Source organism: Massilia sp. CT11-108, assembly GCF_047302915.1.
GTDB lineage: Bacteria > Pseudomonadota > Gammaproteobacteria > Burkholderiales > Burkholderiaceae_D > Telluria > Telluria orientalis.
In genome coordinates this window covers 1-234 of sequence record NZ_JBKYMO010001779.1, presented here as the reverse complement: position 1 = coordinate 234, position 234 = coordinate 1, and the positions used below count along the sequence as shown (strand labels likewise).

Genomic DNA, 234 nt, shown 5'->3' with positions numbered 1-234 from the left:
CCCCGCCACGCCCCTCGTCGACACCGCTGCTGCTGACGGCCTCGCTCGGCTGTGCCGTCACGGTCCTCGACACCAACGTGGTCGGGATCGTCCTGCCGACCATCGCGCGCGAGCTGGCCGCGACGTTCGCCGACATCGAATGGGTCGTGAGCGCCTACCTGCTGTGCTTCGCGGCCCTCCTCCTGCCCGCGGGCGCCATCGCCGACCGGGCCGGGCGCAAGCGCGTGCTGCTGC

The 234-nt window shown here is 73.5% G+C and carries 1 protein-coding gene; it reads left to right on the top strand.

The window, feature by feature from the left end; genetic code table 11:
- Window positions 1-26 precede the first annotated feature (26 nt).
- The coding region (locus tag ACEN88_RS36300; RefSeq protein WP_413347213.1) for an MFS transporter at window positions 27-234 on the top strand (208 nt) is incomplete at its 3' end.